Origin of the sequence: Novosphingobium resinovorum (assembly GCF_001742225.1) — a bacterium.
In the GTDB taxonomy this organism is placed as follows: domain Bacteria; phylum Pseudomonadota; class Alphaproteobacteria; order Sphingomonadales; family Sphingomonadaceae; genus Novosphingobium; species Novosphingobium resinovorum_A.
Window position 1 is genome coordinate 2,254,384 of sequence record NZ_CP017075.1, and the last position, 13,894, is coordinate 2,268,277.

The 13,894-nt window shown below is 66.4% G+C and carries 14 protein-coding genes; 5 read left to right on the forward strand and 9 right to left on the reverse strand.

Features of this window, described 5'->3' with window-relative positions; genetic code table 11:
- Positions 1-501: 501 nt before the first annotated feature.
- From BES08_RS10505 to BES08_RS10515, 3 genes are read right to left on the reverse strand one after another with little or no spacing between them, the layout of a single operon-like run.
- Entirely contained in the window at positions 502-1,647 is a 1,146-nt protein-coding gene (locus BES08_RS10505; RefSeq protein ID WP_008831316.1) for an aminotransferase class I/II-fold pyridoxal phosphate-dependent enzyme, read from the reverse strand.
- A 41-nt stretch (positions 1,648-1,688) separates the two neighbouring features.
- Positions 1,689-2,114, reverse strand: coding sequence for a nuclear transport factor 2 family protein (locus BES08_RS10510; protein WP_008831317.1), 426 nt, complete (start codon positions 2,112-2,114; stop codon positions 1,689-1,691).
- Positions 2,111-2,911: an SDR family oxidoreductase gene (locus tag BES08_RS10515; RefSeq protein ID WP_008831318.1), complete on the reverse strand. Its 801-nt coding sequence runs from the start codon at positions 2,909-2,911 to the stop codon at positions 2,111-2,113. Before BES08_RS10515 ends, BES08_RS10510 begins: the two co-directional genes overlap by 4 nt.
- Before the next feature lie 128 nt (positions 2,912-3,039).
- Here BES08_RS10515 and BES08_RS10520 point away from each other — a divergent pair, with 128 nt between their 5' ends.
- Complete coding sequence (locus BES08_RS10520) at positions 3,040-3,564, forward strand: VOC family protein (protein ID WP_008831319.1); 525 nt, start codon at positions 3,040-3,042, stop codon at positions 3,562-3,564.
- A 12-nt stretch (positions 3,565-3,576) separates the two neighbouring features.
- On the opposite strand, the gene BES08_RS10525 is transcribed toward BES08_RS10520, so the two are convergent.
- The 3 genes from BES08_RS10525 to BES08_RS10535 all read right to left on the reverse strand — a co-directional run bounded on the left by BES08_RS10525 (position 3,577) and on the right by BES08_RS10535 (position 6,381).
- Positions 3,577-4,383, reverse strand: coding sequence for an SDR family NAD(P)-dependent oxidoreductase (locus BES08_RS10525; RefSeq protein ID WP_008831320.1), 807 nt, complete (start codon positions 4,381-4,383; stop codon positions 3,577-3,579).
- Between the two features lie 13 nt (positions 4,384-4,396).
- Positions 4,397-5,149 (reverse strand): SDR family oxidoreductase, encoded by a 753-nt coding sequence (locus BES08_RS10530; protein WP_051211533.1) that lies wholly within the window; start codon positions 5,147-5,149, stop codon positions 4,397-4,399.
- Between the two features lie 119 nt (positions 5,150-5,268).
- Positions 5,269-6,381 (reverse strand): helix-turn-helix transcriptional regulator, encoded by a 1,113-nt coding sequence (locus BES08_RS10535; RefSeq protein WP_051586874.1) that lies wholly within the window; start codon positions 6,379-6,381, stop codon positions 5,269-5,271.
- A gap of 143 nt (positions 6,382-6,524) precedes the next feature.
- Here BES08_RS10535 and BES08_RS10540 point away from each other — a divergent pair, with 143 nt between their 5' ends.
- The 4 genes from BES08_RS10540 to BES08_RS10555 are packed head-to-tail and all read left to right on the forward strand — an operon-like array spanning position 6,525 to position 10,855.
- On the forward strand, positions 6,525-7,643 hold the full coding sequence (locus tag BES08_RS10540; RefSeq protein ID WP_069708222.1) for an LLM class flavin-dependent oxidoreductase: 1,119 nt from the start codon (positions 6,525-6,527) through the stop codon (positions 7,641-7,643).
- A 4-nt stretch (positions 7,644-7,647) separates the two neighbouring features.
- Positions 7,648-8,814: a sulfotransferase family protein gene (locus BES08_RS10545; RefSeq protein WP_069708223.1), complete on the forward strand. Its 1,167-nt coding sequence runs from the start codon at positions 7,648-7,650 to the stop codon at positions 8,812-8,814.
- Positions 8,815-8,820: 6 nt separating this feature from the next.
- The gene (locus tag BES08_RS10550; RefSeq protein ID WP_069708224.1) at positions 8,821-9,618 is read left to right on the forward strand and encodes a sugar phosphate isomerase/epimerase family protein; all 798 of its coding nucleotides are present in this window, start codon (positions 8,821-8,823) and stop codon (positions 9,616-9,618) included.
- A gap of 1 nt (position 9,619) precedes the next feature.
- Entirely contained in the window at positions 9,620-10,855 is a 1,236-nt protein-coding gene (locus tag BES08_RS10555) for a DUF1214 domain-containing protein (RefSeq protein ID WP_069708225.1), read from the forward strand.
- Here the strand turns inward: BES08_RS10555 and BES08_RS10560 are convergent.
- The 3 genes from BES08_RS10560 to BES08_RS10570 are packed head-to-tail and all read right to left on the reverse strand — an operon-like array spanning position 10,843 to position 13,785.
- Positions 10,843-12,354 (reverse strand): hypothetical protein, encoded by a 1,512-nt coding sequence (locus BES08_RS10560; RefSeq protein WP_069708226.1) that lies wholly within the window; start codon positions 12,352-12,354, stop codon positions 10,843-10,845. The genes BES08_RS10555 and BES08_RS10560 overlap by 13 nt on opposite strands.
- A complete protein-coding gene (locus BES08_RS10565) occupies positions 12,351-12,743 on the reverse strand; it encodes a GtrA family protein (RefSeq protein ID WP_036526416.1) in 393 nt (130 codons plus the stop codon). The genes BES08_RS10560 and BES08_RS10565 overlap by 4 nt, the downstream gene beginning before the upstream one ends.
- 10 nt (positions 12,744-12,753) lie before the next feature.
- Positions 12,754-13,785 (reverse strand): glycosyltransferase family 2 protein, encoded by a 1,032-nt coding sequence (locus BES08_RS10570; RefSeq protein WP_069708227.1) that lies wholly within the window; start codon positions 13,783-13,785, stop codon positions 12,754-12,756.
- Positions 13,786-13,894: the final 109 nt, after the last annotated feature.

Here is a 13,894-nt window from a genome sequence, read left to right on the forward strand (position 1 = left end):
TTCCTTAGGCAAACCGCCGCTAGGGACGGGTTGTCGCGGCAATTTTATCCGCGAACCGGGCCGGTTCGGCGGGGCCCAGATCGTGTCCGGTATCGACGCCCCGCACCCGTCCTTGCGAGCGTTGGGGCAGTAACTCCATGTCGCGTCCCGATATTGTCCAGGTGCAGATCACATGACTTTCTGGAATCGTGCGCATGACGGCTGCCCGGGTGAGCATCCGCATCTGCGCGAAGCATGGGCGCGGGCACGTGGTCGGCCGGTCACCGGACTGTGGTACCGGCACAGAATCCATCACTCCGAAAAATGCCGCCATGCCGGGCATCGGCGCCATCGCGAATCGCACTCCATCGACCTCGTGCAGCCTTTGCCGCGCTCTATCGGCAGTCTCGCAGGCTTGCTCGCAAAGTGATTCGCCCCCGCGCGCGCAGGCCGCGGCCGGTGACGATCATACTGCCCTTCTCTCGACTATGAGCCATGCAGGATCGTATCAGCGAACCAATGTCAAACGCCGGCAGTGTTCCCGCGCGCAGCGAACCAAGGCACCATGCGCTCGATCGCATCCTCGATCTCCAGCGTGGAGACGGCGAAGCTGAGGCGGATGAAACGGTTGCCATCGACCGGGTCGAAGTCGATGCCCGGCGCGGTGGCGACGCCGGTGTCGGCAAGGAGCTGGCGGCAGAAGGCGAAGCTGTCGTTGGTCAGGTGGCCGATGTCGGCCCAGATGTAGAACGCCCCGTCCGGCGGCGCGATGCGCTGCAGGCCGAGACGGGGGAGCGCGGCCAGCAGCAGTTCGCGATTGCGCGCGTAATTGGCGTGGTGCCCCTCCAGTTCCTCGGTGCAGTCGAAGGCGACCAGCCCCGCGTGCTGCGCCAGCACCGGCGGGGTCAGGAACAGGTTGGCGATCCGTGCGCGCGCAGCCTCGATCAGACGCGAAGGAACCACCAGCCAGCCCAGCCGCCAGCCGGCCATCGAGAACCACTTGGAAAAGCTGTTCACCACCAGTGCCTCGGGCACGTGCTGGAGCAGGGAGTCGGCCGTCATGCCGTACGTCAGGCCGTGATAGATCTCGTCGGAGATCACAGTGATGCCCTTGCGCGCGCAGACCTGCGCGATGGCCGCAAGTTCCTTCGGCGCGATGACGGTGCCGGTGGGGTTGGCCGGACTGGCAAGGATCAGCCCCTCGGGCACCGGATCGAGCGCGTCGAGGGCGGCGGCGGTGACCTGGTAGCGCTCGGCCGGGCCGCAGGGCAGCTCGACCGGCTCGATATAGAGCGTGCGCATGGCATTGCGGTAAGCGACGTATCCCGGCCGGGCCAGCGCCACTCGCGCACCGGGGCGGAAGCAGCAGGACAGCGCCAGCACGAAGGCAGGCGAGGCACCGCAGGTCAGGAATACCTGCTCGGGCGTGACCACTACGCCATAAGCCTCGGCGTAGTGCCGCGCGATCCGTTCGCGCAGCGCCGGGCTCTCCCAGTAGCCACCGGCCTCGGCATCGAGCACCGTATGGGCCGCGGCAATGGCCGCGGCCGGAGCGCCCGTGGAGGGCTGGCCGTATTCCATGTGGATCACGTCGCGCCCCTCGGCGGCGAGTTCGTAGGCAAGACGGCCGATGGTCGTGGCGTGGAAGGGTTCGACGTGCGCGATCATGCACGCCTGCTACGCGCCGTGCAGGCGTCATGCAATGCGCGTCAGGCCGCGAAGATGGTGTAGATGCGCGCGGCGAAGAGCCAGCAGCCGTCCAGCCGCACGAAGCTGTCGTGATATTCGCCGGTCACCTGCTTGTTGGTGCCGGTGATCGGCGCCACCATCATGGCGTTGGCCCGCGCGGTGTCTCCGGCGACCTCGACCATCAGATTATGGATCAGCGGCACGGGATGCGGCCGGCCCTTCCCTTCGAGGAGGAAGGCGGCCAGCGCCTCGGGTGTCTCGAACCGCTGGCGCACGGCATATTCGGTGCGATCGGGCGCGCCGGATCGGACTTCGAAGGTCCCGGTCGGGGCGAAAAGAGCGGGGATGCTCTCATAGGCTTCGCGCCGCACGGCCCGCGCGTAGCCGTGGACGAGGTCGGCGATGGCGATCTGCGCCTCGATCCGGGCGAACCGTTCCTCGGTCATGCAGCGGCGCCCTGCACTGCGTCGCGGCGTTCGCAGGCCGCGCGGATCGCCGTGAAACGCGGTTCCACGCTGCGCCAGACGCGGGCATGGGTGACGATGCACGGTTCGTCGGCCTCGATGCCCGCCAGCACCATCATGGCGATATGTTCGGCCGTCACGCCGGAGGGCGGCATGGCGCCCGCATACTGGCGGATTTCGCCTCCGACCTTGCGGGTGTTCTCGGCCAGGTTCGTGGCAACATAACCCGGACAAAGCAGCGACACACCCACGCCATGAGGAGCCATCTCCTGCCTCAACGCCTCCGTGAGCGCAGTTACCCCGAACTTGGCGACCGCATAGGCCCCGACGCCCGGCACGCTCGCGGTGAGACCGGCCTGCGAGGAGGTATTGACCACGTGCCCCTTGCACCTTGCCCGCATATCGGCGGCGAAGGTGAAGACGCCGTTGGCAATGCCGGTGAGGTTGATCGCCACGATGCGGTCGAAGCTGGCCGGGTCCATGTCCGCGAATTCGCGGCCGTTGGGAGCGATGCCGGCGTTGTTGACCAGCACATCGACCGGGCCGAAGACACCTTCCGCCTCGGCCTTCGCGCGCGCCCAGCCCTCACGGTCGCGGGTGTCGAGGACGACGCCGCGAACGGCCCCACCGCGATCGGCCAGCACTGCGGCGAGGTGCTCGGCATCGATGTCGGCGATCGTCACCTTGAGCCCCTTGCGGGCCATCGCATCGACGATACCCAGGCCGATGCCGCTTGCGCCGCCGGTGACGAACGCGTGGCCTGCTTCGCTCAAATCCATGGGTTTTGCCTCTCCTCAGCGCGGCCTTGCCGCCTTGTGGGAATTTTGAAGAAGCGGACACTATCTTGCAATCGCCAAGGCCGCCGGTCATCACCGCCGGGACGATGAGAACAGGGAGAGGCGTCGCCATGACGCATATCGGCAGGCGCTACGGGCGGCTCATCCAGATGAGCTACGCCACGCGCGACATGGACGCGGCGATCATGCACGCCGAGACGCAACTGGGCATCACCGGCCTGCGCCGCAGCGAATCCGAGATCGAGGTCCTCTCCTACGGCGAAACGCGCAGGCTGGGCGTGAAGTCAGCGATCGCCAATATCGGCGGCCCCGGCGGCCTGCGCCAGTTCGAGATCATCGAGCCGATCTCGGGCGTCACCGAAATCTACACGGACGCGGCGGACTTGTCGGCGCAGGTCCTCGCCTTCCACCACATCGGGATCGCGGTGCCGGGGCCTTACGCTGAATGGCAGGCCCTGCTGCAGGACGTGCGCGCCAGCGGGGAGGCGCTTGCCTTGCGGTTCCCGGCCAAGCCGTCCGACGAAGCAAAGCTGTGCTTCTGCTACGTCGATACGCGCAGGAGGATCGGCCATTTCACCGAGTATCTGTGGGCCGATCCCTCGCTGACGGGCATACCGGTGGCGCCCTGGCTTTAGGGCGGCGCCCAGCTACCCGTCGCTGTTGGCGCTGACGATCCCGGGCCGCTCCGCCCCCATGCCGGAAAATCCGATCGAATAGCCGCCGTCCACCGGCAGGATCACCCCGGTGATGTAGGCCGCCTCGTCGCTGGCGAGGAACAGCGCGGCCAATGCGATATCCTCTGCGCGGCCCCAGCGCCCCATCGGTATCCCGGCGAGCGTCGGAAAACCCTCTGGCGGCGCATCATGCGTCTTCGATGCCTCGACCAGCCCCGTCCACATCGTCCCCGGCGCCACGGCGTTCACGCGGATGTTGCTGTCCGAATAGTCCAATGCCGCGACCTTGGTGAGCTGGTGCACGCCCGCCTTGGCGGAACTGTAGACGCTGTGGTGCTTCCACCCGATCACCGCCGAAGCCGAACTGGTGTTGACGATCGCTCCGCCGCCGGTCTTCAGCATGGACTCGATGCCGTACTTCATGCCGAGGAACACGCCCCGGATGTTGGTGGCGTGCACCTTGTCCCACAGCTCGGTCGTCTGGGTGTGGAGCGGCGCCATCCCGCCGCCGAAACCGGCGTTGTTGCACAGTACGTCGAGCCTGCCGAAGCTCTCCTCGGCCCTTGCGATCATCGTCTTGACTTGCGCCTCGCTGGAGACGTCGCAATGGATCGATACGACCTCGCCGCCGAGATCGGCAGCCACTTCGTCCTCCTTGCCCGAGATGTCGGCGAGCAGCAGCTTCGCCCCTTCCGTATGGAACAGCCGCGCCATCGCGCGCCCCATCCCGGACCCGGCGCCGGTAATGATGCAGATCTTGTCCTGAAGCCTTCCGGCCATCTTCCCTCTCCCTTCAGGCCGACGTGTCGATCGTCGGCCGGATCGTTATTTCCGAGATGTTCGTGCGACGCGGCATCGCCACGATGAAGACGATGGCCTCGCCGATGTCCCTCGGCTTCACCGCGCCTTCCTTGGCGACGTGCGCCTGGATCGCGGCGCGCCAGTTTGGATCGGAGATGTTGTCGCCCACCTCGGTCTCGGTCGCGCCGGGCATCAGCGTGGTGACGCGCACGTTGCGGCCGCCCAGTTCCTGCCGCATCGCATCGGTCATGAAGTTCACCGCGTGCTTGCTGGCGGAATAAGCGCTCGTCATCGGACCGCCCTTACGGCCCGCGAGCGATGAAATGGTGATGATGTCACCGCCACCCTGTTCCAGCATGTGGGGCACGGCGGCAGTGCAGGTGTAGACGGTCCCCATCAGATTGATGTCGATGACCCGGCGGTAGATCGCGGTATCGCAATTCTCGATTCCCCCGGCTTCCATGATCCCGGCCGAGTTGATCAGGATGTCGATTCGGCCCAGCTTCTCGACGGTTTCGGCCACCGCGCGGCGGGCATCGTCCTCCACCGTCATGTCGCCCGGGATGGCCAGCGCCGTACCGCCGTCCGCCTCGATCCTGGCGACGAGGCCGGAGAGCCGCTCAGCCCGCCGGGCCGACATGGCGACGGCCGCACCTGCCTCTGCCAGGCAAAGCGCCGCCGCTTCGCCGATGCCAGACGATGCCCCGGTCACGAGCGCGACTTTTCCTGCAAGGAGCTTGGTCATCGGCGGCATTCTCCCATTCGTTTCGTATGCATTCGCTGAAGCCCGCGGGGCGTACAGTCAACGAAAAATGCTGAACACCTGTTATAATCGCTCAGGCGGCCCCGTAATGATGTATCCGATCACGCGATCACCAGAACCGAACGATGGATGAACCGCACGAGGTCCGCCTGCCCCCGCGCGCCGGTCTTGGCGTAGATCCGCTTGGAATAGGTGCGCGCCGATTCCACCGTCAGCCCCAGCTCCGGCGCGGCCTCGCTGATCGACATGCCTCGGCTCAAGGCCAGCGCCAGCCGCGCCTCGCTGGGCGCAAGATCGAAAAGCTGGGCTAGCTGCTCGCAGCGATCGGCGGACGACCAGTTGTCGGCATGCAGGTAGCACACGATCGCCGGCGCAGCTTGTGTCGTCCCCATCCGCTGGCCCGAAGGCACCAGCAGCAGGTCGAGCCACGGCTCACGCGACAGCACGATCGCACGCGGCCGCGCCTGTGGATCGATCGCCAGTTCTCGCACCGCAGCAAGCAGTTGGCGGCGCAGCGCCGTGTCGCGGGCGGTTAGCCTGCCGTCCTTCGCCCGCGCGATGCGATCGCCCGCCTGCAACATGCGGGAACCCTGCGCATCTGCGTCGAGTACGCGCCCTTCGCCGTCGAGCGTGAGCCAGCCGAAGTTCAGACGCCGCACGGCCTCGCGCGCGACGGCAGCGGTCATACGCTCCCGCTCCAGCGCCACGAAACTGCCTAACGCTACGCGCATGTATGGCACCAGCGCTTCGAGCAGGCCGTCGACTTGCCGGCCGAAATCGCCCTCGCGCCGGGTGACGGTGATCCAGCCGCTCGTGCCCGACTTCTCGGCAAAGCGGATCATCCGCATATGGTTCATGCCCGATGGCACCAGCAATTGCGTCAGATAGGCGTCGTGGGCGGGCTCGCCGAAATGCAGCAGCTGGTCTAGCCGATACGTGCGCCCTTCCGTCATCTCATGATAGGGCATCGGATCGCGCAAGTAGAGGTTCTCGCGATAGTGCCGCGACACCCGCGGCGGCGACGGCGCCCCCGAATAGAGGTGGATCACGCGGGCCTCGGGCGTACCAAGCGGCAGCGGGCGGAACACCAGGCTGGCGTAGTCACCCGCAACCGCAGCGCGCAAAGCGTCGAGGAAACCGCGCCATGGCGGATCTTCGACCAGACCCTCGATCAGGGGGGCGATCAACGGGACGATCAGACTTTCGACAGACACGCTCTCACAGGACATCGCCTCATCCCCAAATGGGAATTTGCTTCGGCCGGCGCCTAGCCCACCCATGGCCCCCGAACAAAGAGGCGTCCGGCACCCATCGTGCCTGCGATGCACTGCAGCCGCCGCCTCAGGGAGATGAGCCGATGAAAGTCCAGCCTGCCGCCTTCCTGCGCACGACGCTTCCGCTGGGCATCGACATGGTGGGGGAGTACGATTCGGGCCGCTACCATTCGATCTGGCTGCCCGACCACATGGTCAGCTTCTGGCCGGACTCGATCTGGACGCCGGAGTTCACCGACCTCGCCCTCTCCTCCCCCAGCCCGCACCGGCATCTGGACGGCATGGCGGTCAGCGCGGCGGCGGCGGTGCTTACGAAGAACACCCCGCTCGCGACCACCGTGGTCGATACCGTGCGGCGGCATCCCTCGCTGCTGGCGCAGTCGGCGCTGACGATCAGCCACTTGTCGAAGGGGCGCTTCATCCTCGGTCTCGGCTCGGGCGAACTGGAGAACACGGTGCCTTACGGCTTCGACTTCGCCAAGCCGGTGGGACGGCTGGAAGAAGCGATCAAGGTCATCAAGCTGCTGTGGCATGCCGATGGCCCGGTCGATTTCGAAGGGGAGTTCTTTCACCTCCACCACGCCCGCATGGACACCGAGCTTTACGACGGCAAGGCCCCGCCGATCTGGCTGGGCTCGGCAGGACCAAGGATGCTGGGCATCACCGGACGCGAGGCGGACGGCTGGTGGCCGGCGGGTGCGTGGACGCCCGAGGATTACGCGGCCAAGCTCAAGGTCATCCTCGATGCGGGTGACGCGGCCGGGCGGGACATGAGCCATTTCACGCCCGCGATCACCCAGATGGCGCTGATCGGCGAGCCGGACGAGATCGACGAAATGCTGCGCGCGCCGATGGTGAAGTCGATCGTGCTCATGATCACCGCGAAGGACCTTGCCCAGTTCGGGCATGACCACCCGATGGGTCCGGACTGGCGCGGGATCATGGACTTCGATCCGGTCAAGCTCAGCCGCGAGGCGATGCTGAAATTCTGCGAGGCTATGAACCCGCAGGCCATCCGCGACATACTCCCTGTGGGCACACCGAAGGAAGTGGCGCTGAAGATCAAGGCCTTCGCCGATGCCGGAATGCGCGTCTACAAGCTGATGGAATACGGCGCGATGGGCGGCATGAAGTTCGCCGCCACTTCCGCCGCCAAGGTACGGGAGACCGAGGACGAGATCACCCGGCTGGTGGAGGGCTGATCCGATGGCTGCGCTCGAACCGCAGCAATTGCTGCAGCATGCGATCGACGAAACCGGTCTGACAAACTGGGCGGATGAAGGCTTTCCCGAACGCTTCGCCCTTGCCGTGGCGCATATCGACACCATCCCCATGGACGAGGCGGGCCGGCAGTCGGCAGCGCGCAACATCCACTGGCTGCTCACCGACCGCCTGCGCTTCTTCCACGATCGCAGCGCGTTTCCTTTGGCGGACGAAGTGATCGAACGGCCGATGTTCGCCAGCGGCGAGCCTCGATCTGGCACCACGCTGATGCATGCGCTGATGTCGGTGGACCCGGACGCGCGGGCGCTGCGCTTCGCCGAGGTCATGCATCCATCGCCGCCGCCCGGGACCGTTACGGGCGATGACCCTCGCTACCGTCTCGCCGACAAGGAATGGCGGGAAATCAACGCGAAGATGGCCAAGTGGCTGCACTGCCACCCCTACAATGACATGCTCGGCCACGGCCTGCCCGAAGACGAGCGGACCTGGGCTTTCGACTTTCGCGTGATGACGCCCACCGCCTGGTGGCGGGTGCCGATGCAGAACCTGTCGATGGGCCTGCCTACCGATCCAGTCGCACAGTACCGCATCCACAAGGCCATGCTGCAGGCCTTCCAGTTCCGTCGCCCCGGCAAGTATTGGGTGCTCAAGGGCTTTCACACCACGCGCCTTGCGGCGTTCTTCGACGCCTATCCCGACGCCACGCTGGTCTGGCTGCACCGCGACCCGGTGATGGTCGCGGCCAGTTCGACGATGATGATGGCCGACATCATGGAAGGCATCGTCGGTCAGATCGACCTCGTGAAAGAGGCGCGCGCGCACGTCGAACGCGTGCGCTGGTCGATCGGCCATACCATGACCGACCCACTGGTTGACGACCCGCGCATCCATCACGTGCGCTATGCCGATTTCGTCGCCGATCCCATCGGCACCGTGCGCGGCTACTACCGATTCGCCGACCGCGCATTCGGGCCGCGACAGGAGGACGCCATGCGCGCTTACCTCGCCGAGAATCGCGGCGATCGCCACGGCAAGTTCCATTACTCGACGCGGGTGCTCATCGACGCCGGCTACTGCATCGACGATCTCAACGCCGAGTTCGCGCCTTTCCGCGAGCGCTTCGGCGTGCCGATCGAAGTGCGCAGGTAACCGCCGATGCACCCGCGCGTCAGCCTGCATCAGGTGGCCCTGATCACCGAGCCAACCGCGGACTTCCTGGACTTCTGCCGCAGCATCGGCGTGCAGCACTGCACACTCGCCGCGCCGTGCCTGCAAACGAAGGAAGCCCGCTCGGCGGCACGCGAAAGCCCGGTGCAGATCGGGTGCATCAACCACCTCTTCGCCCTCCATCCCGACCTTGAACGCGACACCGGGAAGGCGGCGGCGAACCTGCTCGGTGTTATCGAGGTCGCGGCTGAAGTGGGCGCGCCCGCAATCTATCTCCTCACCGGAGGACGCGGTGCACTGTCCTGGGAGGCCGCAGCACAGCGCTTCGCCGACCTGCTCGCCCCCTGCCGCGATGCGGCGCAGCGGGCGGGGATTCGCCTGCTGGTGGAAAACGCCTCTCCGCTCAACGCCGACATCCACATGGCCCACACCCTGCCCGATGCCGTCCGCCTCGCCCGGATGGCCGCGATCGATGTCTGCGTCGAACTGCATGCATGCTGGACCGAGGCCGACTTGCGCGGAAAGCTGGCCGACGCGATGCCGCTGGCGGGGCTGGTGCAAGTCAGCGACTATGTGCTCGGCGATCGCAGCACGCCCTGCCGCGCGGTGCCGGGAGATGGCGCGATCCCGCTCGAGGCGATCCTGTGCGATGTGCTCGACCTTGGCTACACCGGGCTGTTCGACCTCGAACTCGTAGGCCCGCGCATCGAGGCGGAAGGCCCGCGCGAAGCCTGCATACGGGCAGCCCGCCATCTTTCCGACCTGCTAGACCGACTGGGAGCCTGACATGGCCTTTGGCGATGGACCCGACGATGTCCTATTGCGCATGGCATGGGAGCAATTCTGCGACCGCCTGAAAAGCGCTGGTCACAGTGCCTTCAAGGACGCTAATCCCGCCAATCCGCTCCAGCGCGCGGACGCCTTTCGCTTCCTGACGCAGAATCTGGGGCAGGCCTTCGACCTCGCGCTGGAGACGCGCGATACCGCGTTCCCGCAGATACACCCCTTCGTCACGCCGACACGCAAGCTGGGGGGCGACGTCGCCGACTTCACGTATCGGCAGGCCTGGATCGACGGAAACCGCACGTACCGCCTGACCGGCCGCAAGGGCACCGCGCGCTGGCTGAACATCACCGTGCAAGGCCCGCGCCCCGAGACCATCCCCGGCACCGACTGGCCCTCCCTGCACGAGCCCTTCGGCGACATTCCCGAGTGCAATATCCTCGGCACACAGATCGAGGCGGACGCGCGAGGCGATTTCGAACTCTTCGTCGGCGGTGAACCCCGGCCGGGCAACTGGCTCCCGACCACGCCGGGCAGCCGCAAGCTGTTCATCCGCGAAGCCTTCGACGGCTGGGACGAAACCCCCACCTCCCTGACCATCGAAGCACTGGACACCGCAGGCGCAAAGCCGCTGCCCACACCTGCGAAAATGATCGAGGCGATGGACTGGGCGGGTGCCTTCGTCACCGGCCTAATGCACGACTGGCCGGAGCATTCGTGGCTGACCTCGCGCGGCGTGTGCGACCCGCATGCGCTGGGCGCCTTCCCTCCCGACCGGACTGCCAACGATGCCTCCGACGCGAAGCGCGGGCGGATGGCGGCGCACATGGTCTGGCGGCTGGAACCGGACGAGGCGCTGATCGTCGAGATGGACGCGCACTCCGGCTTCTGGATCTTCGGCATGGGCGGCGCTTTCATGGGCTCGATGGACTTCCTGCACCGGCCGGTCAGCTACACCCCGGCGCGCACCCGCGTCGACGGCGACGGCGTGGTGCGGCTGGTGCTCGCCCATGACGATCCGGGCGTGCACAACTGGCTCGACACGCAGCGGTTCCGGGAGGGCAACCTGACCTATCGTAACCTGCTGACGCAGGACGCCGCAAGATTCCGGACCCGGCTCGTATCGAGGAACCGGCTGATCGAGCATCTCCCCGCCGACACCGCCCTGGTCGATCCGGCCGAGCGCGAGGTGATGCGCCTTGAACGCTACCGTGCGGTCAAGCGCCGCTATGGCATCTGACGAAGGTACAGCACGGAATCTCCCGAGCGCGCCACCGGCCGCCACCCGGCGAGCGGCAGTTCGGGCACGTGCCACACCACCCACAACCGGGGAATGCCGGCAGGCACCCGGTCGATCGCCGTGAGCAGCTGGTTGAACCCCTGGCAACTCTCGCCGACCAGCGCCCCGGTCTGCGCGTCGATGAAGGGACCGGCGACAGGGTTGTCGATGCTCATGAGCTGACCGCCCGGCATCGCCCACTGGTCGTTGGCAAAGGCATGGCGGCGCATCATCGCATAGCTGGCGACGTGGACATCGCGCACCCGCGCCTGCTGCCGGATGAAATTGACGCAAGGCAGCGCGATGAAGGTCAGCAGCTGCGAGCCGCGCGGGATTTGCTCGACCACGGCCTGCTCCTTGCGGATCTGCTCGTCCCAGGCGGCCATGCTCACCGTGTTGCCGACGAGGCGCAAGGCCACGAAGGCGATCCCGGCGACCACAAGCATCCGCTGCCTGCACGCACCAAGGTCGAGCGGCCGCGCGCAGATCAGCGCCAGCGCATAGATCATGGGCGTCAGGCGCATGTCGGCATAGGCCGACCCGTAGATCGTGCCCGGCATGACCATGAACACCACCAGCAGCACGATCGTGCCCAGCGCCAACCCCTTGTGCAGGGCAAAGCGCGGCGAGCGCCAGACAGCCACGATCAGGGCGAGCAGTCCGGCCGCGCAGAGGTAATCCCAGGCGTCCCATCGATCCGCCAGAACGTTGGCGAAGTGATAGATCTTGAGCCCCAGCCGGAACCAGTTCTCGTTCGGCAGGTGCCCGGCCGGGTTCGGCCACGCCATGCTCGCCAGCTGCGGCACCAACAGGCAGGTGCTGGCAAGGAACCCGCCCCACAGCGCCGGCAACAGGCGCCCGGATCGCTCGAAACGTCCGGCCAGTTCACAACACCCGACCAGCACGCACAAAGTCGCCCATGCGGCCAGATGGCACACCCAGATGACGCAGGCGACCAGGCAGAACACCAGCCAGCGCCGCCGCGGGTTGTCCGCCATCGACGGACTGATCCACCAGGCCAGTGCGAGCGTGACGAGCGCCATGCCCAGCGTGAAGTTGAGGAACCCGAACTGGAACGGATTGCCCAGCGCCAGCGGCACCGCGAACAGCGCGGTCACCGCCACCCGCCCATGCGCCGCGCGCGACAGCCAAAGGTAACCCGCGACCTGCAGCATCACGATCAGGATCGCAATGGCCTTCACCGCCAGCCTCAGGCCGACGATCGGCTCGAACACCCAGGCGAGCAGATCGGCGCCGAGGTTAGGGAGCAGGCCCCACCGGAAGCTGTACCACTGCGCCAGATCGGCGCTGCGTCCGCCGTCCATCTGCACCATGTAGCGCGACATGTGCCCGGGCAGGTCGGTCAGCGGCGGCACCACCGGCCAGAACAGCGGCACGGCGGCCAGCAGCACCAGCGCCGCGCACCAGCGCAGCGGGATCGTTCCCGACTGCCCCGTCATCGCGCGGCGCGCCCCGGAGCGAAGACGAAATGGCGGGACAGGAGGAAGAAGCAGGCCGAATAAACCGCCATCGCCGCGCCCTGCCCGATCAGGCTCTGCGCGAAGCCGAGCCCGCGCATCAGCGTCAGCATGCCCAGGTTCGCGCCGTAGGACAGCGCGAAGACGGTCAGGAACCGCGCCACTTCCGTGGAAGCGACCGGCCCGCGCACCTCGAATGTCCAGGTCCGGTTGAGCACGAAGGAGCAGCACACACCCACTCCGTAGCTGCAGGCGTTGGCCGGATAGTCGCCCACCCCCAGCCGCAGCAGCGCCCAGATTACGGCCAAGCCGACGATCGTGTTCAGCACACCCACCAGCCCGAAGCGCAACGCGGCCATTGTCAGGGTCATCGGCAGGACGTCAGACCCGCGGATCGAAGGCGCCGACCGTCAGCGGCATCACCACAGGTCCGCGCTCGCTCGCCCGCGACTGGCTGCGCACCTCGCGCACGATGAACAGCGGCCGCCCTTTGCTTTCGATATAGAGCCGCCCGAGGTAGTCGCCGAAAACGCCGAGGATGATCAGCTGGATACTACCCATGATCAGCATGACCGCGATCGTGCTGGTCCAGCCGATGATCACCCCGTTCTCGGACCAGCGCCAGATCGCCCAGAACAGGAGTGCGAACCCCGCAAATCCCGACAGGACGCCGAGATGAGAGGCCAGCCGCAGGGGCACCGTCGAAAAGCTCGTGATGGCGTCGATGGCAAGGCTCATCAGGCGCCGCACGGAATACTTGGTTTCACCCGCCCTGCGCGCATCGCGTTCGTAGGGCACGGCAACCTGCTCGAACCCCAGCCAGCTGACCATGCCGCGCATGAACCGACAGCGCTCGGGCATGGCGTTGAGTTGATCGACCACGCGCCGGGTCATCAGCCGGAAATCGCCGGTATCGACGGGGATGTTCTGCTCCGACAATCGGTTGAGCAACTTGTAGAAAAGCGATGCGGTTCCCCGCTTGAAAGCGCTTTCACCGTGCCGCGCCACGCGCTGGCCATATGCGACGTCCGCGCCCGCCTCGATCCGCTCGATCATTGCGCCAAGAAGTTCCGGAGGGTCCTGCAGGTCCGCGTCGATCATCATGATCAGTTCGCCGCGGCATATCTGAAGCCCGGCGGTCACCGCCAATTGCTGCCCATGGTTGCGCGAAAGATCGACGCCGAGAACCCGCGGGTTGCGCTCGGCCAGCACGCAGATCAGCGGCCAGGTGCGATCAGTGGAGCCGTCATTGACGAGAACGATCTCGTAGTCCTCGCCCACTTGTTCCCGGCAGGCGGCCGCGAGCCGTGCTTCCAGCATGAGGAGAACGGCCTCCTCGTTATAGCATGGCACCACCACCGAGAGGCGTGGGCAGGTCCGTTCGGCGAACGGCAGGATAGGTTCCATCTTCATGAATCGGCCCCGCGAAACTCGGCTGTGCTTCGAGAGGCCGTATCGGGCATTTCTGGTTAACCGGCCGTAAAAGACGCCTGGCCTTGCAAAACATATGAAAAGGGCGAGG

Bases quoted from the DNA above. Each gene is read 5' to 3' on its own strand.
- BES08_RS10560 (WP_069708226.1), bottom strand. From the start codon at position 12,354: ATGACGGGGCAGTCGGGAACGATCCCGCTGCGCTGGTGCGCGGCGCTG.
- BES08_RS10525 (WP_008831320.1), bottom strand. From the start codon at position 4,383: ATGGCCGGAAGGCTTCAGGACAAGATCTGCATCATTACCGGCGCCGGG.
- BES08_RS10570 (WP_069708227.1), bottom strand. From the start codon at position 13,785: ATGAAGATGGAACCTATCCTGCCGTTCGCCGAACGGACCTGCCCACGC.
- BES08_RS10565 (WP_036526416.1), bottom strand. From the start codon at position 12,743: ATGACCCTGACAATGGCCGCGTTGCGCTTCGGGCTGGTGGGTGTGCTG.
- BES08_RS10545 (WP_069708223.1), top strand. From the start codon at position 7,648: ATGGCTGCGCTCGAACCGCAGCAATTGCTGCAGCATGCGATCGACGAA.
- BES08_RS10540 (WP_069708222.1), top strand. From the start codon at position 6,525: ATGAAAGTCCAGCCTGCCGCCTTCCTGCGCACGACGCTTCCGCTGGGC.
- BES08_RS10515 (WP_008831318.1), bottom strand. From the start codon at position 2,911: ATGGATTTGAGCGAAGCAGGCCACGCGTTCGTCACCGGCGGCGCAAGC.
- BES08_RS10530 (WP_051211533.1), bottom strand. From the start codon at position 5,149: ATGACCAAGCTCCTTGCAGGAAAAGTCGCGCTCGTGACCGGGGCATCG.
- BES08_RS10555 (WP_069708225.1), top strand. From the start codon at position 9,620: ATGGCCTTTGGCGATGGACCCGACGATGTCCTATTGCGCATGGCATGG.
- BES08_RS10505 (WP_008831316.1), bottom strand. From the start codon at position 1,647: ATGATCGCGCACGTCGAACCCTTCCACGCCACGACCATCGGCCGTCTT.
- BES08_RS10520 (WP_008831319.1), top strand. From the start codon at position 3,040: ATGACGCATATCGGCAGGCGCTACGGGCGGCTCATCCAGATGAGCTAC.
- BES08_RS10550 (WP_069708224.1), top strand. From the start codon at position 8,821: ATGCACCCGCGCGTCAGCCTGCATCAGGTGGCCCTGATCACCGAGCCA.
- BES08_RS10510 (WP_008831317.1), bottom strand. From the start codon at position 2,114: ATGACCGAGGAACGGTTCGCCCGGATCGAGGCGCAGATCGCCATCGCC.